The sequence below is a fragment of the Dysgonomonas sp. 216 genome (assembly GCF_010501065.1).
Lineage (GTDB): Bacteria > Bacteroidota > Bacteroidia > Bacteroidales > Dysgonomonadaceae > QVMM01.
Genome location: NZ_QVMM01000001.1, coordinates 254,233 through 275,053 on the forward strand (window position 1 = coordinate 254,233; position 20,821 = coordinate 275,053).

The following is a 20,821-nucleotide window of genomic DNA, read 5'->3' on the forward strand; positions in this document are numbered from 1 at the left end:
ATCAAATCACACCTAAATAATTATCGATAATCCCTGTTAAATAAACGGCATCATCTTCTACTTCTTTTCTATTTGCGTAGTCTTTTGTTTCAAATATTATATGGGCTTTATTATATACAGGCTCCCGAACGTCCAGATTTTCTGATATAAAATTGCTCAATTCGTCCATAGTTTTATTTTTTATCAATGGACGCTTTTCCTTAGCCTCGGCTAAACGTCCGGCCAAGATAACAGGCGATGCTTTAAGATAAATTGTAATCCCCTGCTTATTCATAAACTCCATATTATTATGAAAGCACGGAGTACCCCCTCCGGTAGATATCACAACATTTTCAAAATCGGCAACCTCTTTCAACACCGAACTTTCTATTTCACGAAACCGGGCTTCTCCGTATTCTTCAAAAATTTGCCCGATCGTTTTCTGATAACGAGATTCGATAAATAAATCCAAATCGATAAAATCCAAACCTCTTCTTTTAGCCAAAATACGCCCTATAGTCGTTTTTCCGGCTCCCATATATCCAATCAAGAACAATCTACACATACTCCCAAACAGAGATTACATTTCTTACCCGCTTATTATTTTACAAAGATAAAAAAATATAACAGAGAATATATTCATTTCGAAGCCACTACCTGTTATTTAGGCTTAAGTCAAGAATGTATACGATAAAGAAATATCCCGAAGAAAAACTCGAGAACAAAAGGTACTGCTAGCGGTAAATATATGTATTTTTAGTTTTTCGGCACCCGAAGTAGTTTTGTAAAAACATCCGTTTTACGAAAAATAATCAGACTTAACAGATGTAAGCTTCAGACTCACACAAATCTTATTAAATACTTTAAACAAGAAGTAAATCCATTTTTTAGAGAGGGTAAATCGGGTTATATACTCATTTCTTTCCAGAAAATATAGATAGTTGATTTTATTGTACACCTGTTCCGAAAGTTCTTGTTGCGCAACTATCTGTTTTTCTTTTAAAATAGCTTTTCCTCCAATATTACTGCTAAGGCCTTCGGTATTGTATATTACTATATCGGCATCCACATATTTCACAGCTTCGCAATGTATACCTATGGCAATAAAGAACAGTTTAAAATCGGAAACTATTCGCAAACTTTCATCATAATAGCCATATTTGTCAAACATTTCTTTTTTGATAAAGAAGGCTTGGTGACATAAATGGCCTGAAAATATATCGTACAGAGAAAATGTCCAGTCTCTGTTTCTGTACGACTCATTTTTCACTAACTTCCCTTTATTATCCGTGAAAAAATTTCCGCATATAAAACTATCATGTACATCTTCTTCGAATGCATTTTCCAGAACCACATTCGAAGGATATATATCCCCCGAATTCAGGAAGTGGCAATATTCGCCTTTAGCCTGCATAATACCTTTATTCATGGCATTGTAAATTCCACTATCGGGTTCACTCAGCCAAAAATCAATTTTATGGGCATTCTCTTTTATTACATCAACACTTCCGTCAGACGAATTTCCATCAATAATAATAAACTCATAGTCTGTAAAAGTTTGAGCAATCACACTCTCAATTGTCTTTTGCAGCCCTTGTTTATCATTCAGGTTTATTGTTATAATAGATAGTTTCATTATAAAGGCTCTAAATTAAGTAGCTTCAAACATCTGAGTTTGCCTATTAAAGGTTATCAGAGGTGGATATTCAAAATTTTGAAGTTTAAATTTTGCAAGATATGCCGCAGCATTAAATATTCGGAATTTAGCCAGAAATTCAGAGCGTTTATACACTTTTTCATAATTGCGTATTACCCGTTTTTCCGATTCGGAGTATTCATTCTTTCCTAATATCAACTGTATTTCTTTTTCATAGGCTGCAGACTGACTCATCGATAACTGCTCGCCATCCCTCTGTCTAAACCCACTCAATAAGGCGGTTGTTACATAAAGTTTATCGTGTTTAAAAAACTTATTCCAGAGGTCGAAATCTCCGGCATATTTCAGGCTTATATCAATACTTGCACCAATTTTATCCCAAAGAGTTCTGCGCCAAAAAACCGATTCTTGTTGTATCCATCTATAATTACCGGTATAAACATCGAACTTCGACCACCGATGCATTGTATGGGAACAATGTACTAAACGACCCTGAGCATCGTAAAATGTAGGAAAACCCAGTAGCCAGTTCACATTCTTAAAGCTCGAGAAAATCTCGGCAACCGAAAACAACGATTTAGAAATATACATATCGTCCGAATTAATCCAAGCCATTATTTCACCGGTCGATTTCTCAAATCCTTTTTGTATAGCATGGTACATGCCTTTATCGGCGACACTTTCCCAATAGGTTAATTTATCGGCATATTTTTTTATTATCTCAACCGATCCGTCTGTACTGGCACCGTCAATTATTATATATTCCAGATTCGGATAATTTTGCCCTAAAACCGACTGTATGGTCTGCTCAAGATAATCAGCCTGATTGTAATTCGGTGTAACTATTGTTATTTTCGGATAATATGCCATAATTATATTTTTATATAATTTTTCCAGAACTCTTCGTACTGATTTTTTTGCCATGCATGACAGCCAAAGGGCAATATATTATTATTAAGCCCTAACAGATATGAAGGATCCGATTCGAATGAAAAACTTATGGCTTCGGCTATCGTAGCTATTTTAAACTGCCTATAAGCTTCGGGAACTATCTGGCTCCATACTACGTCTTCCTGAATATCGGACGACAAATAATACTGCAGGTTGTTATTTACCCCACGCAACCTAAGCCATATATTTTTTATTGTCAGCTTATTACACTCGACCAAATCGTAAACATTCCAAAAATTAGTCAAAGATATTGTTTTATTATGTTTTTCCGCATATTTAAAAACATCCAGAAATGTTTGAATTTTTCTCAACGAGAAGCCTCCGTTACCAACAGCTTCTAATTTGGCCACATTATGATTGGAGCGAAACCTGCTAAACCACGGAGCACCAATATAATCGTAAGCTTTATTACACCACATATCCAGTTCATCCCTAAACACATATACATCTAGTTGTGTTATAAGCATATAATCAAATTGCTTGTAACAATTGTAAAATTCGGACGAAAGCAACAGCCTGTTATAAGATTTTAAGCTATCGAAAAAACTTCTGTCAAAAAAATCTACTTGATAACTCACCCGTTCTTTTTCTAAAACATCTGTATAATAAGAGATATCTAATTGGGAATGAGTTACGATCGAAAACAAATGCTTCGACAACACCTTGACATTCTGCAAAAAAGAAACTTCTTCTGTTTGAGATGGAACGGCTTTATATATGGGAATTACTATTATATTCAAGATAAACTCTTTCTTATATATATTTTTAATAACCGAAATAAAAATAAATAATCATTTTTAAAAGCAATTGGAGCAATGTCTGCAAATTTATTTTTCAGAAGACAACCTAGCTTATTGTTTGCCTGTGAAATCCATTTCACAAGAAAAACATACCGCACAGTGTCCTTATCCTTTGCTTCTAGGTTAAGGTTGTGAAAAATAAAATCTATAATGTGGGCATATTCCTTTATATTATTATAATTTTTTATATTTCCGGAACTACCTTTCCCTCCATGTTGCCTAAAATAATTAAGAGGCGTGCCTAAGTTATAAAAATCTGATTTTTTTAAAATTTTTGTATAGATCAACCAGTCGCCATTCAACTTAAAAGTCTCATCAAATATATCTTCGGAAAGAAGACTGTGTCTGAAAACAACAGCGCTTGCATTTACTATAGGATTGCTAAATAACATCCCTTTTTTTATAAATACCTCACCATTTTCCTTAAAGTCGGTATTCCAATTATACACTTTTTGTTCATTGTCCCAAATACCCTTAACTTCGTTATTGGCATTAACTTCTTTCGATTGAGATTGAATTAATCCTATAGAATCATCATTTTCCAGAACTGTAATTGACGATTCAAGAAAAAATTGATCTGCATAATCATCACTTTCAGCAACCCATACATACTTTCCTGTAGCCAAGCCAAGTCCTTTTTTCCACTGCTTAAACGTAGAACCCGAATTTACTTCGTTATACACAATATGTGCAACTTTTTCATTACCTCGATATTGTTCTATAACATTCCGGCTTTCATCTGTTGAGCAGTCGTCTAATATTATTAACTCAAAATCCTGAAAGCTTTGATTCAATACAGATTCTATTCGTTGTTTTAAAAATAACGAATGGTTATAGTTAGGTATTATTACTGAAACTAAAGCGTTCATTTTTTTTATAGTTTAAACATCACAAATTATTTTCGCATTCATTTTCGTCAGGAAAGAAAAATTACAAATTTAATTTTGTTTAAAAATAAGTTTTCGTATTTTATTAATCGGTTTTAAAATCAAATTTCCTAACCGATAGGATCTGGACTGATAAATTTCAGACTTAATAAAAATTGTGTAATCTTTTAAATCGAGCAATGGATAATCATTCGGATTTAGTCCCCTTCTTAGGCATGTATCATGACGAACAATTAAATTCCAATAAAAGCCTCTAGTTATGCTAGAACTTGATATTCCATTTTTATGAAAACGATATTTATATGTAAATTCGTTCAGAACACAAATATCACCAACCTCCTCTAGTTTAAAATAAAGATCCTGATCTACTCCTAATCGATAATTAGCCGAAAGACCTGTTGTCTTATCGTAATATTGTTTTTTAAACGATGCGAAATGTTCCGGGCCATAATTTCTATTTGTAAAATACGATTTACCTGCATCAATAACCAAAAAGCGACTTTCGGTTTGGATATTAAGATTTTCGTCACAATAATAAAAACGGGAAAAAACAAGTCCAACATTAGGCTTTTCGACATGAATACGAACCATCTTCTCCAAGGCATTAGGCAACAAAGCATCATCTGAATCAAGAAATCCACAGATTACACCCTTTGCCTCTTCTACACACCTGCGTTTGGTAAAACCACAGCCACAGTTTATACTGTTCGAAAATATTTTTATTCTATCATCCGAAGAGTATTTGGCATATATTTCTTTCGAGTTATCGGCCGAACAATCATCCACAATAATTATTTCCCAGTTTTTATATGTTTGGTTATATACGCTGGATATGGCTTCTTCTAAGTATCTACCATTATTATATTGAGCTATCAATACCGAAAATAAAGGTTCAATATTTGATTTTTCCATCTTTTTATTAAACTATCTCCTCACAGAATTAATGGTTCTTTTTATTTTACCTTTGACTCTCATCCAAAATGTATGAAGATGTGGGCGAGGAATATTTATCATATCAAATGTTTCGATACAAAACACATCCTTATGTGTAACCTGAGCTATAACCTGTGCCTGTGTTAGTGAGCTTTCGATAAACAAACAGCAATTACTCTCACCGTAAACTTTTGCTTTGTATTCACCATACTTGCCCCATGCAGTTCTAGCCTGCTTGTCGGGAAGATCTAACAAAACCAGATTATCATATTCTATATTGTTTTTCTTCAACCATTCTTCGGTCAATTTTCTGTATTTTTCTAAACGACACGAAACTAATGTGTGTATTTTTATTGTAGGAACATATAATGGAACTGCATTTTTTAAAAAGTGGATATACCTCTCTCCATCGTCATTTTCTTCTTCTGTTGGATCCACACACAGCACACCATCAATATCCACACATGCTTCAGATAAAGTTAAATGATGAAACATATTCCATTGAAATATTCGGGGGGCATCTACCAATTCCATATATATATCAACTAACGATTGTGTCTGCGGATATTGAAATACTGTACAAAATAGAAAGTTGTATTTTTCATTAAACGTTTCCAATTTCTCTTTTGCGCGAGCTAATGCTGCTCCTGCCAAAACGCTGTCGTCAACAACCAATATATTGCTATAAGTTTGATTTCCTAAACGGGTGAAATCTTTTCTCTTTCCAACTTCATAAACCCGTCCCTCAATAAAAGAGTCTATGTCTGTATAAGGCAGATTCAGGTATAATGCTATCAAATTAGCGGGTAGCATTCCGCTTCTGGGTATCCCTACCACTAAATCTATATTACGAGGTATTTTATGTAAATTACGTAAAATAGCATTATTCAGATCTGTTATATTCTTATAATTTATCATTCTTTCTACCCTTAACTCCTAAATTTATCCATCCATGGTTATATCCCCGAACTTCCGATTCATCCATTAGAGTGACATCCAAAAAGCCTGCTTTCTTAAATAAATTTGTCAAAAACTTAGGTGTATATAGTGTCCGATGCCAATTAGGATGATAAATATCATCACTACCATCACCATAGGTAAAAATTCGGCCATTGGCCCAAGTAACAACATCCTTCTCGTCGTTAAATCTGTACCAGCCGTCTTTATCTATGTTATTTATTCCATTAATTTCAAATTCATAGACAGAAGATATTACTTTCCAACCATCAGGAACCCACACCTCAAGTTGTCCCGCTGGCTTTAGAATCCGATATAACTCTTTAAATACATCTGCTTGTAAAAACCACGGCACATGTTCGAGCACATGGCTTGCATAAATAAGATCGAACGAGTTGTCTTCGAAAGGAAAAGGCTTGAATATATTATGAATATAATCAACATCTTCTCCATCTATAATATTCAGAGTCTCAAAATCAGGTAACCGTTCCAGTCCCGGACCTATTTCGAGAAAACGTTTATCCTTCGTCTTATTTTTTCGTATATTTTTCGACGTTTTGTAGTTGTTCTTTATTTTTAAAAAAAAAGAAAGATGCAATTTTTGTAAAACACGATCTCTTTTCCTACTATTCTTAAATGAATAAAATATATTTTTCATACAATACTCCAATGACCTGCATTTATCAATACGCCTCCATCCCCATCTAGTTTTCTCGAAGCATCAATTGACAATAACAACGGTTGATTATTTTTGATAATATTAACATTCGCCTCGTTCCTAACTCCAAAAAAGAGTTGATACTTTTTGGGCGCCAATAATTTTGTATCTAAAAGACACTCTATTTTCATTTTTCCTTTCAGTTCTTTCTCTATACGGAAATTGTTATCATCAATAGAGTGAGAAGTCAACACTCGCTCTCCCAGCATATTATTAAGAGCAACTCCTACAACTATATTCTTAAACGAATCGACAAACTCAAATTCGAATACAACCTTAACATTTTCTCCCTGAGAAAATATTTGTTGTACATCTCCACATTCGTCAACAAAATATGGAGCCTTTACTTTCAGTCTTTCACAAGCCGACTCAATCCATTCATCATTTCTCTCTACAAAGTTGTCGCCTTCGCCTTGAAGATACTTATCTATAATAAAATCAATATCTCCAACTGAAGACACCATCCCATTTTGCAATATTACACCTCTATTGCAGAGACTTTTAACAGCTCCTATATTATGGCTCACAAACAACACAGTGCGTCCTTCACTTCTCGACACATCCTGCATTTTTCCGATTGCTTTTTTTTGGAATTCGGCATCACCTACAGCAAGCACCTCGTCAACAACAAGTATTTCCGGTTCAAGGTGTGCTGCTATAGCAAAACCTAAGCGAACCGTCATCCCCGACGAATAACGTTTTACCGGAGTATCGACGTATTTTTCAACACCGGCAAACGATATAATTTCGTCAAGTTTCGATTTTATCTCATGTTTTGTCATCCCCATTATAGCACCGTTCATAAAAATATTCTCACGTCCGGTCATTTCGGGATGAAACCCGGTTCCTACTTCCAACAACGAAGCTATACGCCCTTTTGCCTTAATAGAACCTAAAGTTGGAGATGTGACACGCGACAATATTTTGAGCAAAGTTGATTTTCCTGCTCCGTTTTTTCCGATAATTCCAAGTACTTCGCCTTGTTTTACATCGAAAGAAATATCCCGCAAAGCCCACACATATTCGCTGGTAGCTTTTGACGCACGGTCGTTAACCTCACCTATTTTCAAGTAAGGATCTTCCAATCCTCTCATTTTATGCCACCAACGGTTAAGGTCGTGGCTTATGGTTCCGGTTCCTATAGTTCCTAATCTATATTGTTTCGAAATGTTTTCGAACTTTATCGCTATATCTGACATATTTATACTTTGCTAAACAAAAATATTTTCACACTACATCTACAAACTTGCGCTCAACTTTGTTGAACACCCAAGAGCCTATGATTAAAATTATAACAGAAAAAGCAAAACTGTACAATAATGAAAACCATGTAAAAGTACCGGTTCCTAAAAATCCATACTTAAAGGCTTCGATAATAGATGTCAGAGGATTCATCTGTACAACCCACATCCATTCGGCATACCTTTCCTTCATTACCGACAATGGATAGATTACAGGTGTAATATACATCCAAAGTTGCACGGCAAAAGTAAACAGTATAGCCAAATCCCTATATTTATTAGTTAGTGATGATATTATTATTCCAAAACCAAGCCCCAAGCTTCCTAACATAAGTATCAGCAAGGGAAACAATAAAGCGTAAGTATTCACGCCCACTGCTGCTCCGTCGACCACAAAATATATGTATAACGATATAAAGAGGAAAAACTGAATAAAAAATTTAAAAAGATTTGACACTGCCACCGAAAACGGAACTACCAAGCGTGGAAAATAGACTTTACTAAAAACCCCGGCATTAGTCATAAAAGTAGAGGAACTTCGGGTCAAACATTCCGAAAAATAATTCCAACATAAAATACCTGCCATATAAAACAATGGCTGTGGAAGCCCGTCGGTAGAAATACCTGCTATTCCGCCAAAAACAAACATAAACATCACCGTTGTAAACACGGGCTGTATAATAAACCACAACGGGCCCAATATAGTTTGTTTATATACGACAACAATATCGCGGCGAATATACATCATTAGCAAATCTCTGTAACGCCATACCTCTGATAGATTTAAGCTAAAACGCCGGCCTTCTGGCTTAATAACAATATCCCATTGTTCTTCTTTCGAATGACTCATCTAGTTCTATGTTATGTTATTTAAATTCTTTATAAGAAAAAAAGGAAGTACAAAGATAATATTTTCTACCGAAGAAACTTAGAAAACGAATGTGTTAAGTACAAAAAACAAAAAGCCTGTATGGAACTCACACAGGCCTCAGAAATTTCTTTAGTTTAGTAAAAACCGGCTTAAATTATTCTGCTACGGTTTCTTCTACAACTTCAACAGCAGCGCTATCTGCAGGAGCAGCAACTTCTTCTACTGTTTCTACAGTTTCAACTACAGCTGTAGTATCAGCTTCTGGAGCAGTAGCATCAGTGTTAGCTTTGTTTGAGCATGAAGCAAAAGAGATTGCAACAGCAACAGCAGCAAATAATACTAATTTTTTCATTTTCTTCTCAAATTTTAACGGTAAATGTTCAAATATTATCTTATTTTTAAGATTCTGCAAAGATACATAGTTTTTTCAATTTGTTGCACATCAGGAACTTTTTTTTTCAAAGCTCTCTATTTTCCTCTAAAAACAGATAAGATTTCGATCATTTTTACACGTATAAGTATCTTTTAATACTCTTTTTAGGTGTTTTTTCAAATTCATTGGGATAAACATGAATAGTTGATATATTTTCGTAACTCGAAATCATTTTATTCAAATTCACCTTATTTGTTTCCATTATCTCCGACAAATCGCCCGACGACAATCCATCGTTATCCATTGCTTCGTAATCGGGGTAAACCAAAGCCACTAATCTATTATCACGATTAACAATCAAGCTTTCCATAACATAAGGCATGTTATTCAGGCGGGCTTCTATCTCCTCCGGGAAAATATTTTGTCCGCTTGGCCCTAATATCATTGTTTTGCTACGCCCCCTAAGGAAAATACGGTTGTTTTCGTCTACCGTACCCAAATCTCCTGTTCTCAACCAACCATCTTCGGTAAACGCAAGTTTTGTAGCTTCTTCATTTTTATAATATCCTTTCATCACATTTTCGCCACGAACCTGAATCTCGCCTAATATATTTTGAGGATCGGGAGAATCGACCCGAACTTCCATTATCCCTTTCAGCACCTGCCCGCAAGATGTCGGGATAAAATCGTAGTTATGATCGTACGAAATAAGGGGGGCACATTCGGTCATGCCATATCCTACAGTAAACGGAAACTTTATTTTATGCAGAAAAGCCTCAACTTCGTGATTAAACGCAGCCCCTCCGATTATTACCTCATGAAGTTCTCCGCCTAAAGCCTCTTTCAGCTTTTGATTAATCTTTGCATATATTTTCTGATTTATAATAGGAACGCTCAATGCCACTTTCATTGTCGGCTTCTCTAACTGGGGCAATATAACTTTCTTATATATTTTTTCGATAACCAAAGGAACTGTCACTATAAGGTTGGGCTTATATTCGGCAAAGGCCTGAGAAAGAATTTTGGGCGAAGGCGTTTTTCCTAACAACACGGTATGCACACCTTCTGTCATAGCATACAGAAAATCGAAAGCACAGCCATAGGCATGAGCCAAAGGCAGAAACGAAACCATACGTTGCCCCCTGCGAAGCAGGTTTAAATCGTGAGCATAAGTAACATTTCCTGCCAGATTATTTGCCGTAAGCATAACCCCTTTACTGAAACCTGTTGTACCGGAAGTATAATTAAGCAAAACAAGTTCCGAATTATCTACTTTCGCATATTCAACATCATCGGGAGTGTAACCACCCGGGTATCTCGACTCCATCTCCTTATCCAATCCCTTCAATATAGAGACAAAGTCTTCGCCACTTTGCTGATGAAGGCACCTGAAGTTTGTAAGCGAGAACACACCCCTTACCTGAGACATCTGGCACTCATCCAGATTTTCCCAAATGGCATCGCTCGTAAACAGAAGTTTCGATTCGGAATGAAAAACAATGTGATGAACATTATCGGGATGAAAATCCTGCAAGATAGGAACTATTACCGCCCCATAACTTACTGTTGCCAAATAAACCGAACACCACAAGGTGTTATTTTTACCTATCAGGGCTATCTTATCCCCTCTTTCTACTCCTGCTTTTTTGAAGAATATATGCAGACGTGCTATTTCGGTAGCCAAATCTTTGTAGCAAAGTGTTTTCTGTTCAGAGTAATCGGTTAACGCCGGCAAATCCCAATTTGCCTTAAAGCTTTTGATATAAAGCTCTACAAAATTTTCTTTTATCATAAATAATTGCGCATTTTTAGCGATTTTGTGCAAAAATAGACATACATATATATATTAACCAAATTTTCGAGATGGATTTTACTGCATTTTACATATTTTTGTTGCTTCAAATTGTAAAGTCTGACCGTATAGCCGGAATTTCCGTTCTTGCTGTTTTGTTTTAATCAAAAAAATGATAGACCATAATATATTCGAATATAAAAAAGCAGCTTACCTTACCTTAGGATGCAAGCTTAACTTTGCCGAAACCTCAGCCATTGGCAAACAGCTTTCTGCCATTGGTTTCCGCAAAGCGCGTAAAGGAGAAATAGCTGATATTTGTGTAATAAACACCTGCTCCGTTACAGAACTCGCCGACAAAAAATGCCGACAAGCAATACGTAAAATGATAAAGGAAAATCCCGGAGCATTTGTTGTTGTTACGGGTTGTTACGCCCAACTAAAACCCGAAGAAATAGCCGACATAAAAGATGTAGACCTTGTGCTGGGGGCCGATCAGAAGCTTGACATAACATCGTATTTAGACGAACTGAAGAAAAAAGAAAAAGGCACAATATTTACTACCCAAACAAAGGATATCAAAGTATTCACTCCATCCTGTTCGGCCGACGACCGCACCCGTTACTTTTTAAAAGTTCAGGATGGTTGCGACTATTTCTGCACATATTGTACAATACCTTTCGCCAGAGGCAAAAGCCGTAACGGAACTATAGAAAGCCTTGTAAAACAAGCAGAGGAAGTTGCAGCAAACGGAGGACAGGAAATTGTGCTTACAGGTGTAAACATCGGAGACTTCGGCAAATCGACAGGAGAGACCTTCTTCGATTTAATAAAAGCCCTCGACAATGTAGAAGGCATAGCCCGTTACCGAATATCGAGTATTGAACCGAACCTGTTGACCGACGAAATAATTGAATTTGTTGCCAACTCGAAAAGGTTTGCGCCACATTTTCATATTCCTCTGCAATCGGGGTCGGACGACGTGCTGAAACTGATGAAACGAAAATACGACACCGCCCTGTTTCGCCATAAAGTAGAAAAAATAAAACAAAGCATACCCGATGCCTTCATTGGTGTAGACGTTATAGTGGGTACAAGAGGCGAAACAGACGAGTATTTCGAAAATGCAAAATCATTTATTGACAGCCTCGACATATCGCAACTCCATGTTTTCACTTATTCCGAACGTCCGAATACTCAGGCTTTAAAAATAGGGCACAGCGTTGATCCTAAAACAAAGCATGCCCGATGCAAAACTTTATTAGACATATCGGATAAAAAGCTGGCGGAATTTTATAAATCGCAGCAAAACACCAACCGTAAGGTTCTGTTCGAGCATTTACTGAAAGAAGGCAACTTAATGCACGGATTTACCGAAAACTATGTGAAGGTTGAATGCGAATATGACGAATCGAAAATTAATATTATCGAAAAAATTTCGCTTGGAGAATTCAATTCCGACCAAACAGCCTTGATTTGCTCCTTTATTTAAGTTATACTTGCATTCTATGTTTACAAAAATAACATATTATCTTACTTTTGCTTGGATGTATTTGCATGCCATGCTACCATTCAGGCTGCTATATATATTATCCGATATTCTATACCTGCTTGTATATTACGTTGTAGGCTACAGGGTTAAAGTTGTAAGAAAAAACCTAAAAAACTCCTTTCCCGATAAGGCGCATAAAGAGCTCAGACAAATAGAACGCAATTTTTACCATCACCTTTGCGATTACTTTGTTGAGACAATGAAGCTACTTCATATTTCAGACAAACAAATGCAGGAACGTTTCGTTTTTACCAACCCCGAAATAATAAGGGAACGAATGAAAGACAAATCGGCAATTTTGTATTTAGGGCATTACGGAAACTGGGAATGGATTACATCTATAACGCTAGTACTAGATAAAAACGACCCTGATATTGTTGCAGCACAAGTATACCGTCCGTTAAAGAGCAAAGCCTTTGACGATATATTTCTGAAGCTTCGCAAACGATTCAAGTCGGTTGGAATTCCGAAAAACCACACACTAAGGGCTATTATTAATTTCCGAAACGAAGGAAAACGTTCCATTATCGGGATGATCTCGGACCAAACCCCATCGTGGGCCAATATACATTATTGGACAAAATTTCTGAATCAGGACACCCCCGTATTTACAGGCGCCGAACGCATAGCAAAACAAACCGGTTTTGCAGTCTACTATCTGGATGTACAAAAAACAGGGAGAGGAAAATATACCGGAACATTCGAACTATTATCGGAAACCCCAAAGAGTGAACCCGAAAATGCTATTACAGAAATGTACATCCGTAAGTTCGAAAACACGATACTCCGTAACCCTGCATACTGGCTTTGGTCGCACAACCGATGGAAACATAAAAAATCGGATTTTGTAAAATGAAAAAAACAGCAGTTGTTATTCTTAACTGGAACGGACAAAAATTGCTCGAACAATTTTTGCCCTCGGTTATTGCAAACACACCTCAGTCCGAAGCCGACATTGTTGTTGCCGATAATAATTCCGACGACAATTCGGTCGATTTCCTGAAAAATAATTATCCCGAAGTAAAGGTTATTCAATTAGACAAGAATTACGGTTTTGCCGAAGGGTACAACAGAGCTTTATCCGAAATTACAACCGAATATGTAGTCTTACTTAATTCGGATGTAGAAGTGACACCCAATTGGCTTACCCCTATGGTTTCCTACATGGACAATCATAAAAGCATAGCCGCAGCACAACCCAAAATATTAGCACAGCGCAACAAAGAATACTTTGAGTACGCAGGAGCTGCTGGAGGCTATATCGACAAATACGGTTATCCGTTTTGCCGTGGGCGTATTTTCGGGACAATAGAAAAAGACAAAGGACAATACAACTCGCCTGTTGATATATTTTGGGCATCGGGAGCCTGCTTACTTATACGAACCAAAGATTATAAGGATGCTGGAGGATTAGATTCCCGATTTTTCGCCCATATGGAGGAGATAGATTTATGTTGGCGGCTTAACGCACGCGGAAAGCATTTAATATGCCTGCCTCAATCAACCGTTTATCATGTAGGAGCAGCAACACTTTCGGAAGAAAACCCTCGCAAAACATTCCTTAATTTCAGAAACAATTTGCTGATGCTCTATAAGAATTTGCCCGATAAGGCGTTAAAAAGAACAATGAGAACACGCACTGTTCTCGATTATATAGCTATTCTGCAAATGCTGTTAACTTTTAAAAGTAAGAATGCGAAAGCAATAAAAGAGGCAATAAAAGATTACAAAAAACTGAAAAAAGAATACAAAGATATACGAGACGAAAACTTAAAGAAGACGGTTGTCGACAACATTTCGACAATATACCCAAGCTGTATATTAAAAGACTTTTATATAAAAAATTCGAAGGTATTCAGTAAGCTGAACTTTTTGAAATAAAAGCTGGCGTTTTACTACTGTTTATCCAGAAAAGAAAGTATACGCTCTACATAGTCGCGGTTATTCGATAAACGTGGCACTTTATTCTGCCCTCCCAATCTATTCACCGATTCCTGATATTTATAAAATGTACCTTTAACCAATGCCCTGACTTTTGGGCGTTGCAGCGACAGATTGTACGAGCGTTTAGCCTCATAATCGGAATTTACTTTTTTAAGCGCATTATCCAGCGTATCGGTAAAGAGTTCCAAATCCGAAGGATCTTTCTCAAACTCTATCAACCATTCGTGCGCACCGGCATTATTATCGCCAAAGTACACAGGAGCAGCAGTATATTCCGCTATCTGCGCACCTGTTTGCAAACAAGCCTCCAGCAAAGCCCTTTCGGCATTATCGATAATAAGTTCTTCGCCAAAAGCATTGATAAAACTTTTGGTACGTCCTGTTATTTTAAATAAATATGGAGATGTTGAAGTAAACTCTACTGTGTCGCCAATCATATAACGCCACAAACCACCGTTTGTAGTTATTACAATAGCATAATTTTGTCCTGTTTGTACCTCATCCAATGTTAAAGTCCGGGGATTTTCAGCTCCCCACTCACTCATCGGGATAAATTCATAATAAGTATTATGATTGAGCATCAACAGCATATCTTTCGAGGACGAAGAATATTGCACCCCAAAAAATCCTTCCGAGGCATTATATGTTTCCCAATAATTCATATCGGGCTTAGGTATAATTTTTTTGTATTGGTCTTCGAACGGAGTAAAACTAACACCTCCATGAAAAAACACTTCGAGATTAGGCCAAAGATCGGGAAGCTCTTTTCCCGTTTCTTCCTTTATCTTTTTCAGCAAAATAAGCAACCACGAAGGCACACCCATAAAAGCCCTTATATCGTGCTTTACCGAATAGTCTGTCAGTGCTCGTAGTTTTTGCTCCCAATCGGGCAGTAAAGTTATATCCTGTGGTGTACGGCTACGCCTTGCCCACAAAAGCAGGTTCTTGGTTAAAATTGCAGATATATCGCCTGTATAAATACCATCGCCTATACTATTTATCTGCTGGCTACCACCCAAAACTAAAGTCTTGCCTAGAAAAAACCTTGCATTCGGGTTTTCTTTCCCATATATAGCCAACATTTGCTCTCCGCACTTATAATGGCCTTTAGTCAACGATTCGGCAGTAACAGGAATGTATTTGCTTTTATCTTCGGTTGTCCCCGACGACATTGCAAACCATTTAACAGGCTTATCCCATAATACATTTTGTTGCTTATCGATAAGAATTTTATCGAGGTATGGCCTGAGTGTCTCGTAGCTGAATACCGGAACCTTTCTCCGAAAATCGTCCTTATTTTTTATCGAACGAAAATCATATTCATTTCCTATAAACGTATCTGCTGCCCTATCGAGCAAAAACTTCAGCGTTTTTTCCTGAGTTTCGACAGGCTTTGTCAGGAAAGCATCAACTTCCCTGTATTTAAAATCAAGGTATTTATGGAAAATGCGGGCGATCATCCGATTTTACTTACTTTTCGCAATTTATCTTCGTCTATTATCTTAATCTTGCGTCCGTCCAGAGCTATAATATGCTCATCAACAAATGTAGAAAGCGTGCGTATGGCGTTCGATGTTGTCATGTTCGAAAGGCTTGCTAGGTCTTCGCGCGAAAGGTATATGCTGATAGTGGCGCCATCCTCTTCCAGTCCGTAATTATCGACAAGGAATATAAGCGATTCGGCTAAACGTCCGCGAATATGCTTTTGAGTAAGATTCACAACCCTTTCGTCGGCAATACCTAAATCAGTAGATAATTCGCGAATAAAGAACATCGCCAAACGCGGATTGGTAAGTACAAACTTCTCGACCAAATCCATAGGTATAAAACAAATGACCGAATACTCGAAAGCCGATGCTGCCGTTACATAAGGCTCTCTTGCAAAAAAAGCCCTGTAACCAAAATTCTGAACAGGACGTACCATTCTTACTATTTGGCTGCGCCCACCTACTCCACTCTTATAGATTTTAACTTTTCCCTCTATAAGACACATCATATCTTTAGGCACCTCTCCTTCGCAATAAATTACTTCGTTTTTTTTAAACTCCATAACCCTTGCTTCAGAAGCAAGCTCCTCCCTATCCTCTTCACTTAACAAGCTCCAAATCTCGGGTATACTCGATGCGATAGAGCCAACATCTTTCGTGTTTTTTTCTTTAGCCATACATGTTTTCTCTGAGAAAGCTTCGTTAACTAATTCTCACAAAGTTATCACAAAATACTGTAAACAAAAGCAAATACATCAAGAAATCTGTTTTTTAACAGTGTTTTACAAGCATCTTCATAAAATAATATCATCATTTTATCTTTCACGTGTATTGGGTTTATTTTTCAAAAATGAATAAATATGTTTGAATATTGAGATAATAAAATTAATTTTGCAGGCTGTAAAATTATACCCTTTTGTATTTAAAAGGTATTGATTCTCAGAATAGGAAAGAAGTAAACAAAAATCAAATAGTCATTAACAATTTAATTAAAGATGAATACATCTCTTACAAATGTTGACAGCGTTAACGCAATCATTCAAATAAATGTAACAAAAGACGATTATCAGGAAAAGGTTGAGAAATCGTTAAAATCGTTCCGTCAAAAAGCCAGCGTACCGGGTTTCCGTAAAGGCATGGTACCAATGGGCATGGTAAAAAAAATGTATGGCAAATCGGTTTTAGCCGAAGAAATAAACAAATTGGTTGGCGAGTCGCTATACAGCTACATACAAGAGAACAAATTGAATGTATTGGGCGAGCCTCTTCCAAACGAAGAGAAACAACAACCTATCAATTTTGAGGTAGAAGGCGACTATGAGTTTTTCTTTGACATTGCCCTTGCCCCCGAAATTAAGTTGTCGCTTACAAAAAGAGATAAAGTTACTTACTATAAAATAGCTGCCGATCAAGAATTGGTGGACAAACAAATAGCTTCGTTCAAATCGAACTATGGCAAATACGAACAAGTTATAGACGAAGCACAAGACACCGACCTGCTAAGAGGAGAAATCCGCGAGTTGGAAAATGGTCAGCCAAAAGAAGGGGGTATTTTCGTAGAATCGGGAGTACTTATGACTTCTTACTTCAAAAACGACGAAGAAAAAGCAAAATTCAAAGGAGTAAAAATAGACGATGTTATTGTTTTTAATCCCGGAAAAGCATACGACGGACACGAAGCCGAAATAGCATCTTTCCTTCATATCGAAAAAGATCAGGTAGAATCGATTGCTGCCGAATTTTCGTTCACGGTAAAAGAAGTAACACGCTACAAAGAAGCTGAACTCGACCAAGAGTTATTCGATAAAGTATTTGGCGAAGGCACAGTAAAAACAGCCGACGAATTCATTCAAAAAGTAAAAGACGGCATTGCAGAGCAAATGGCTCCCGATAGCGATTATAAATTTCTGCTTGATGCCCGCAAGCTACTCGAAAAGAAAGCCGGAGACCTTGAATTCCCCGATGCATTTCTTAAACGCTGGTTATTGGCAACAGGCAAAGAAAGAACTGCCGAATCGATAGAAGAAGAATATCCGAAAATTATTGAAGATCTGAAATTCCACCTTATTAAAGAACAGATCGTAAAAGATAACGAACTGAAAGTGGAAGAAGAAGACCTTAGAAGCATGGCTAAAAACACAGCACGCGCACAATTTGCTCAGTACGGAATGATGCATTTACCCGATGATGTTGTTGAAAACTATGCAAACGAAATGTTAAAAAACAAAGATTCGGTTCGCAACATGGTAGACCGTGCTATGGAAATAAAAGTTTCGGACTATTTGAAAAAAACGTTAGGCGTTACCGAAAAAGAAATCAGCCTTGATGAATTCAAGAAATTCTTTGAAGAAGAAACTGCTAACGAAGCAAAATAAGCACAAGAAAGATATAGCTTAATAATAAAAGAAGAGGTTCTGTCCCCCAAGAAAAGTTAGAATAAAAAGACGGTTATTTGTTTGTTTCAACTTTTTATTTATAACTTTGTTTAATATGAATAATATTTAATGGGATAAAGCCTCTTCTTTGTGTATTTACATACCGGAGAAGCAGGAAGGTTATCAAGAAAAATTTACAAATTATGAACGATTTCAAAAAATATGCAACCAAGCATTTAGGAATGAATAGCTTGGGACTGGATAAGTATATTGACATAACCAGCAGCTATATTTCTCCAACCATTATGGAGGAACGTCAATTAAATGTAACCCAGATAGATGTTTTTTCACGTCTGATGATGGATCGTATTATCTTTCTAGGCACCCAGATTGACGATTACACAGCCAATGTTATACAAGCTCAATTACTATACCTCGACTCGGCAGACCCGGGAAAAGACATATCTATTTATATCAACTCGCCCGGAGGATCAGTGTATGCCGGTTATGGCATTTACGACACAATGCAATTTATAAGCAGCGATGTTTCTACTATCTGTACAGGCATTGCAGCATCTATGGCGGCAGTATTACTTGTTGCAGGACAAGACAAGAAACGCTTTGCCCTGAAACACTCACGTGTAATGATTCACCAACCACTTGGTGGCGCACAAGGACAAGCTTCCGATATAGAAATTACAGCCCGCGAAATAGCTAAAGTAAAGAAAGAACTTTACGAGATTATATCGAGCCACTCGGGGCAATCGGTCGAAAAAGTTGAAAAAGACTCCGACCGTGACTATTGGATGACAGCATTGGAAGCCAAAGAATACGGAATGGTAGACGAAATATTCGAGAAAAAACAATAATATATAAACAACCTCTCAAGTCTGATTGGCTTGGGAGGTTTTATATACTATCATCATCTTTAGATCAACACTAAAACCAACTCATACAGAAACCCTATAATATTTTATGGCGAAAAAAACCTCCAGCGATTATTGTAGTTTTTGCGGACGAAGCGACAATGAGGTGAGCCTGTTAATTGCAGGAATGTCGGCTCATATATGCAACGACTGCGTAGAACAAGCATACCAGATAGTTAAAGAATCGCTCGACACAAAACACCAAGGGCAATCGCTCGGCAATATACCATTACCCGCGCCTCAGGAAATAAAAGAATTTCTCGATTCTTACATTATCGGACAGGAAGCTGCAAAACGATATTTATCTGTTTCGGTATACAACCATTACAAACGGTTAATGCAGGATACGGAAGACGACGGTATCGAAATAGAAAAGTCCAACATTATTATGGTAGGGCCAACAGGTACAGGTAAAACTTTACTTGCCCGCACATTAGCAAAAATGCTGCATGTTCCGTTCGCAATGGTAGATGCCACAGTTCTGACCGAAGCCGGATATGTAGGGGAAGATATCGAAAGCATATTAACCCGCTTGTTGCAAGCTGCCGATTATGATGTAGCAGCAGCAGAACGAGGAATCGTGTTTATTGACGAAATAGACAAAATAGCCCGCAAAGGCGATAACCCATCCATAACCCGCGATGTTAGCGGCGAAGGAGTACAACAAGGCTTGCTTAAACTTCTGGAAGGAGCAATTGTAAACGTACCCCCTCAGGGAGGGCGTAAGCACCCCGAACAAAAAATGATTGCCGTTGACACCCGCAATATATTATTTATCTGCGGCGGAGCATTCGACGGGATAGAACGCAACATAGCCAAAAGGTTGAATACCCAAACCGTAGGTTACTCGTCGGCTATGAAAAGCGTAAAAATAGACAAAGACAACCTGCTTCAGTACATAACCCCGCAAGATTTGAAATCGTTCGGGCTTATACCCGAAATCATCGGCCGATTACCGATTTTGGCCTATTTGTCAAATCTGAACAAAGATGCACTCCGACGTATACTTACAGAGCCTCGGAACTCGATAATAAAACAATACATCAAATTGTTTGCGATGGATGGTATTGTTCTTACGTTCGACGAAGATGTATTTGAGTATATTGTTGAAAAAGCAATAGAATACAAGCTGGGAGCACGGGGCTTACGGTCTATCGTCGAAACAATCATGATAGATTGTATGTACGAAGCCCCATCATCAAAAAAGCAAAAAATACATATAACAAAAGAATATGCAATTGAAAAACTCGAGAAATCGAGTCTTGACAGATTAAAAGCATTATAAAATCCTTTTTTTGCAAAAAAAAACAATATTAGATGTTATTTTAGTGTCAATATCTTTTTATGTAAAGAAAAAGTACTAAATTAACTGTCTAAA

General features: G+C 37.0%; 20 protein-coding genes. 6 read left to right on the forward strand and 14 right to left on the reverse strand.

Annotation, left to right across the window (positions count from 1 at the left end; all coding sequences use genetic code 11):
* Position 1 precedes the first annotated feature (1 nt).
* From D0T53_RS01245 to D0T53_RS01300, 12 genes are all read right to left on the reverse strand, one after another.
* A complete protein-coding gene (locus D0T53_RS01245; RefSeq protein WP_163264255.1) occupies positions 2-544 on the reverse strand; it encodes a shikimate kinase in 543 nt (180 codons plus the stop codon).
* Between the two features lie 234 nt (positions 545-778).
* Positions 779-1,615: a glycosyltransferase family 2 protein gene (locus D0T53_RS01250; RefSeq protein ID WP_163264256.1), complete on the reverse strand. Its 837-nt coding sequence runs from the start codon at positions 1,613-1,615 to the stop codon at positions 779-781.
* A 15-nt stretch (positions 1,616-1,630) separates the two neighbouring features.
* Positions 1,631-2,506 carry a glycosyltransferase family 2 protein gene (locus D0T53_RS01255; RefSeq protein WP_163264258.1) on the reverse strand — a complete coding sequence of 292 codons (876 nt, stop codon included), beginning with the start codon at positions 2,504-2,506 and terminating at the stop codon, positions 1,631-1,633.
* Positions 2,507-2,508: 2 nt separating this feature from the next.
* The gene (locus tag D0T53_RS01260; protein ID WP_163264260.1) at positions 2,509-3,327 is read right to left on the reverse strand and encodes a DUF5672 family protein; all 819 of its coding nucleotides are present in this window, start codon (positions 3,325-3,327) and stop codon (positions 2,509-2,511) included.
* Positions 3,324-4,256: a glycosyltransferase gene (locus tag D0T53_RS01265; RefSeq protein WP_163264262.1), complete on the reverse strand. Its 933-nt coding sequence runs from the start codon at positions 4,254-4,256 to the stop codon at positions 3,324-3,326. The genes D0T53_RS01260 and D0T53_RS01265 overlap by 4 nt, the downstream gene beginning before the upstream one ends.
* A gap of 69 nt (positions 4,257-4,325) precedes the next feature.
* Positions 4,326-5,186: a glycosyltransferase gene (locus D0T53_RS01270; RefSeq protein ID WP_163264264.1), complete on the reverse strand. Its 861-nt coding sequence runs from the start codon at positions 5,184-5,186 to the stop codon at positions 4,326-4,328.
* A 12-nt stretch (positions 5,187-5,198) separates the two neighbouring features.
* The gene (locus D0T53_RS01275; protein ID WP_163264266.1) at positions 5,199-6,125 is read right to left on the reverse strand and encodes a phosphoribosyltransferase; all 927 of its coding nucleotides are present in this window, start codon (positions 6,123-6,125) and stop codon (positions 5,199-5,201) included.
* Positions 6,112-6,822 carry a class I SAM-dependent methyltransferase gene (locus D0T53_RS01280; RefSeq protein ID WP_163264268.1) on the reverse strand — a complete coding sequence of 237 codons (711 nt, stop codon included), beginning with the start codon at positions 6,820-6,822 and terminating at the stop codon, positions 6,112-6,114. The genes D0T53_RS01275 and D0T53_RS01280 overlap by 14 nt, the downstream gene beginning before the upstream one ends.
* A complete protein-coding gene (locus tag D0T53_RS01285; protein WP_163264270.1) occupies positions 6,819-8,081 on the reverse strand; it encodes an ABC transporter ATP-binding protein in 1,263 nt (420 codons plus the stop codon). The genes D0T53_RS01280 and D0T53_RS01285 overlap by 4 nt, the downstream gene beginning before the upstream one ends.
* 28 nt (positions 8,082-8,109) lie before the next feature.
* Positions 8,110-8,973 (reverse strand): ABC transporter permease, encoded by an 864-nt coding sequence (locus D0T53_RS01290; RefSeq protein WP_163264271.1) that lies wholly within the window; start codon positions 8,971-8,973, stop codon positions 8,110-8,112.
* A 175-nt stretch (positions 8,974-9,148) separates the two neighbouring features.
* The gene (locus D0T53_RS01295; protein ID WP_163264273.1) at positions 9,149-9,346 is read right to left on the reverse strand and encodes a hypothetical protein; all 198 of its coding nucleotides are present in this window, start codon (positions 9,344-9,346) and stop codon (positions 9,149-9,151) included.
* 154 nt (positions 9,347-9,500) lie between these two features.
* Positions 9,501-11,159 carry an AMP-binding protein gene (locus tag D0T53_RS01300; protein WP_163264275.1) on the reverse strand — a complete coding sequence of 553 codons (1,659 nt, stop codon included), beginning with the start codon at positions 11,157-11,159 and terminating at the stop codon, positions 9,501-9,503.
* Between the two features lie 172 nt (positions 11,160-11,331).
* On the opposite strand from D0T53_RS01300, the gene mtaB reads away from it, so the two are divergent.
* The 3 genes from mtaB to D0T53_RS01315 are packed head-to-tail and all read left to right on the forward strand — an operon-like array spanning position 11,332 to position 14,592.
* A complete protein-coding gene (gene mtaB, locus D0T53_RS01305; protein WP_163264277.1) occupies positions 11,332-12,651 on the forward strand; it encodes a tRNA (N(6)-L-threonylcarbamoyladenosine(37)-C(2))-methylthiotransferase MtaB in 1,320 nt (439 codons plus the stop codon).
* A gap of 16 nt (positions 12,652-12,667) precedes the next feature.
* Positions 12,668-13,567 carry a lysophospholipid acyltransferase family protein gene (locus D0T53_RS01310; protein ID WP_163264279.1) on the forward strand — a complete coding sequence of 300 codons (900 nt, stop codon included), beginning with the start codon at positions 12,668-12,670 and terminating at the stop codon, positions 13,565-13,567.
* A complete protein-coding gene (locus D0T53_RS01315; protein ID WP_163264281.1) occupies positions 13,564-14,592 on the forward strand; it encodes a glycosyltransferase family 2 protein in 1,029 nt (342 codons plus the stop codon). The genes D0T53_RS01310 and D0T53_RS01315 overlap by 4 nt, the downstream gene beginning before the upstream one ends.
* Positions 14,593-14,606: 14 nt before the next feature.
* Here the strand turns inward: D0T53_RS01315 and D0T53_RS01320 are convergent, their stop codons facing one another.
* The gene (locus D0T53_RS01320; RefSeq protein WP_163264283.1) at positions 14,607-16,115 is read right to left on the reverse strand and encodes a GH3 auxin-responsive promoter family protein; all 1,509 of its coding nucleotides are present in this window, start codon (positions 16,113-16,115) and stop codon (positions 14,607-14,609) included.
* Positions 16,112-16,819: a Crp/Fnr family transcriptional regulator gene (locus D0T53_RS01325; RefSeq protein ID WP_163264285.1), complete on the reverse strand. Its 708-nt coding sequence runs from the start codon at positions 16,817-16,819 to the stop codon at positions 16,112-16,114. Before D0T53_RS01325 ends, D0T53_RS01320 begins: the two co-directional genes overlap by 4 nt.
* A 318-nt stretch (positions 16,820-17,137) precedes the next feature.
* On the opposite strand from D0T53_RS01325, the gene tig reads away from it, so the two are divergent.
* The 3 genes from tig (at position 17,138) to clpX (ending at position 20,728) form a co-directional block, all read left to right on the forward strand.
* Positions 17,138-18,517 carry a trigger factor gene (gene tig / locus D0T53_RS01330; RefSeq protein ID WP_163264287.1) on the forward strand — a complete coding sequence of 460 codons (1,380 nt, stop codon included), beginning with the start codon at positions 17,138-17,140 and terminating at the stop codon, positions 18,515-18,517.
* A gap of 203 nt (positions 18,518-18,720) precedes the next feature.
* Positions 18,721-19,386 (forward strand): ATP-dependent Clp endopeptidase proteolytic subunit ClpP, encoded by a 666-nt coding sequence (clpP, locus tag D0T53_RS01335; protein WP_163264289.1) that lies wholly within the window; start codon positions 18,721-18,723, stop codon positions 19,384-19,386.
* Between the two features lie 106 nt (positions 19,387-19,492).
* On the forward strand, positions 19,493-20,728 hold the full coding sequence (gene clpX, locus D0T53_RS01340; RefSeq protein WP_163264291.1) for an ATP-dependent Clp protease ATP-binding subunit ClpX: 1,236 nt from the start codon (positions 19,493-19,495) through the stop codon (positions 20,726-20,728).
* Positions 20,729-20,821: the final 93 nt, after the last annotated feature.

What these genes read in the sequence shown, in the direction of transcription:
- D0T53_RS01325 (WP_163264285.1), bottom strand. Translation starts at nt 16,819, where the DNA reads ATGGCTAAAGAAAAAAACACGAAAGATGTTGGCTCTATCGCATCGAGT.
- D0T53_RS01295 (WP_163264273.1), bottom strand. Translation starts at nt 9,346, where the DNA reads ATGAAAAAATTAGTATTATTTGCTGCTGTTGCTGTTGCAATCTCTTTT.
- tig (WP_163264287.1), top strand. Translation starts at nt 17,138, where the DNA reads ATGAATACATCTCTTACAAATGTTGACAGCGTTAACGCAATCATTCAA.
- D0T53_RS01290 (WP_163264271.1), bottom strand. Translation starts at nt 8,973, where the DNA reads ATGAGTCATTCGAAAGAAGAACAATGGGATATTGTTATTAAGCCAGAA.
- D0T53_RS01320 (WP_163264283.1), bottom strand. Translation starts at nt 16,115, where the DNA reads ATGATCGCCCGCATTTTCCATAAATACCTTGATTTTAAATACAGGGAA.
- D0T53_RS01265 (WP_163264262.1), bottom strand. Translation starts at nt 4,256, where the DNA reads ATGAACGCTTTAGTTTCAGTAATAATACCTAACTATAACCATTCGTTA.
- D0T53_RS01310 (WP_163264279.1), top strand. Translation starts at nt 12,668, where the DNA reads ATGTTTACAAAAATAACATATTATCTTACTTTTGCTTGGATGTATTTG.
- D0T53_RS01315 (WP_163264281.1), top strand. Translation starts at nt 13,564, where the DNA reads ATGAAAAAAACAGCAGTTGTTATTCTTAACTGGAACGGACAAAAATTG.
- D0T53_RS01270 (WP_163264264.1), bottom strand. Translation starts at nt 5,186, where the DNA reads ATGGAAAAATCAAATATTGAACCTTTATTTTCGGTATTGATAGCTCAA.
- D0T53_RS01250 (WP_163264256.1), bottom strand. Translation starts at nt 1,615, where the DNA reads ATGAAACTATCTATTATAACAATAAACCTGAATGATAAACAAGGGCTG.
- D0T53_RS01285 (WP_163264270.1), bottom strand. Translation starts at nt 8,081, where the DNA reads ATGTCAGATATAGCGATAAAGTTCGAAAACATTTCGAAACAATATAGA.
- D0T53_RS01255 (WP_163264258.1), bottom strand. Translation starts at nt 2,506, where the DNA reads ATGGCATATTATCCGAAAATAACAATAGTTACACCGAATTACAATCAG.
- D0T53_RS01245 (WP_163264255.1), bottom strand. Translation starts at nt 544, where the DNA reads ATGTGTAGATTGTTCTTGATTGGATATATGGGAGCCGGAAAAACGACT.
- mtaB (WP_163264277.1), top strand. Translation starts at nt 11,332, where the DNA reads ATGATAGACCATAATATATTCGAATATAAAAAAGCAGCTTACCTTACC.
- clpP (WP_163264289.1), top strand. Translation starts at nt 18,721, where the DNA reads ATGAACGATTTCAAAAAATATGCAACCAAGCATTTAGGAATGAATAGC.
- D0T53_RS01280 (WP_163264268.1), bottom strand. Translation starts at nt 6,822, where the DNA reads ATGAAAAATATATTTTATTCATTTAAGAATAGTAGGAAAAGAGATCGT.
- clpX (WP_163264291.1), top strand. Translation starts at nt 19,493, where the DNA reads ATGGCGAAAAAAACCTCCAGCGATTATTGTAGTTTTTGCGGACGAAGC.
- D0T53_RS01300 (WP_163264275.1), bottom strand. Translation starts at nt 11,159, where the DNA reads ATGATAAAAGAAAATTTTGTAGAGCTTTATATCAAAAGCTTTAAGGCA.
- D0T53_RS01275 (WP_163264266.1), bottom strand. Translation starts at nt 6,125, where the DNA reads ATGATAAATTATAAGAATATAACAGATCTGAATAATGCTATTTTACGT.